Origin of the sequence: Natronomonas aquatica (assembly GCF_024449025.1) — an archaeon.
Classification (GTDB): Archaea; Halobacteriota; Halobacteria; order Halobacteriales; family Haloarculaceae; genus Natronomonas; species Natronomonas aquatica.
The window spans coordinates 1-1,150 of the sequence record NZ_JAHLKM010000070.1; the positions used below are offsets into that span (position 1 = coordinate 1).

Here is a 1,150-nt window from a genome sequence, read left to right on the forward strand (position 1 = left end):
ATACGGTCGTGCGAAAGTATTTACTATAGCAATCGTATTTCTGCATAATGGGTCGGCTGGACGACATCACCCTGGAAGGACTCCAGGAGCTACGTGAGCAGACGGAGGGAGAGATCCCGCGAGAACGTGTTCTCGCGGCGATCGGACGAAAGCAAGGCGATGAGGTCGACAGACTTGCTGAACGTCACGGGGTTGTCGAGAAAACGATCCGCAATTGGCTCGATCGGTTCGACGAGGAACCGATCGAGCAGGCTCCCTACGACCAGCCTCGACCTGGACGGCCTTCGAAACTTGCGGACGATCAGCGCGAGGAACTGTTCGATCATCTGCAAGAGCCACCAACTGAGCGGGGCTACGATCAGCAAGCGTGGTCGACGAAGCTCCTGTTACACCACGTTAGAGTGGAGTACGGTGTCGAATACAGTAAGGGTCATGCACGGAAGTTGATGGGGAAGGCCGGGCTGTCCTGCCGGACAGCACGGCCGCGTAATCATGAAGCTGACCCAGAGGAAGAGGCCGACTTTCAGCGGACAGTTCAAAAAAACGACCCGAATTAAGCGAGAAAACTGTCGTTGTTGTTGATCAGTTTACCAAGCGTGTCGGTACGGTTCAACGCCGGGGCTGGTACCCGATTGGGTCAAATCCAACGATAGAGACTTCGAACTTGTGGGATAAGGTAACAGTGTTGGGCGCTGTCACCGACGACGGTGACAGCTTCTACTGCTGGACCGAGGGAACGCTCACGTCACAGCAGGGGATTTGGCTGCTTGGAGCGCTCCAAGAGAGATTCGGTGAGGAGTTGGTAGTGTTTCTTGACCGGGCTGGGTACTTTTACAACCGGGATCTCTGGGAACACGTCAGTGGTGATCGCACGACCGAGACTGTCGGAGACAGTTCGGTCACGTGTGTACGCGGAGATGAAGAGGGTGAGGAGCATCTCGATGTCTGGTACTTTCCGTCGAAATTACCGGAGCTTAATCCGGTCGAAGGATGCTGGGATCGACTCAACGAATGGTTCAAACACCGCCTCATTCCTGATCTTGCGACGCTGAAACAACAGATTCAACGGGGGCTTTCCACCGTTGCTGAACCGAATATCTGGAACTATCTCTGCCCGTAATTCCCGGTAAAAACTAACGCACGACCGTAT

The 1,150-nt window shown here is 54.5% G+C and carries 1 protein-coding gene and 1 pseudogene; both read left to right on the forward strand.

Annotated features, from left to right (window positions below; all coding sequences use genetic code 11):
- Positions 1-47 precede the first annotated feature (47 nt).
- A complete protein-coding gene (locus KM295_RS16765) occupies positions 48-557 on the forward strand; it encodes an IS630 family transposase (RefSeq protein WP_256031521.1) in 510 nt (169 codons plus the stop codon).
- Between the two features lie 71 nt (positions 558-628).
- Positions 629-1,120 (forward strand): annotated as a pseudogene (locus KM295_RS16770) (transposase); the annotation flags it as partial.
- Positions 1,121-1,150 lie beyond the last annotated feature (30 nt).

Excerpts from the sequence above, each read along its gene's own strand:
- KM295_RS16765 (WP_256031521.1), top strand. The coding sequence starts at position 48 with ATGGGTCGGCTGGACGACATCACCCTGGAAGGACTCCAGGAGCTACGT.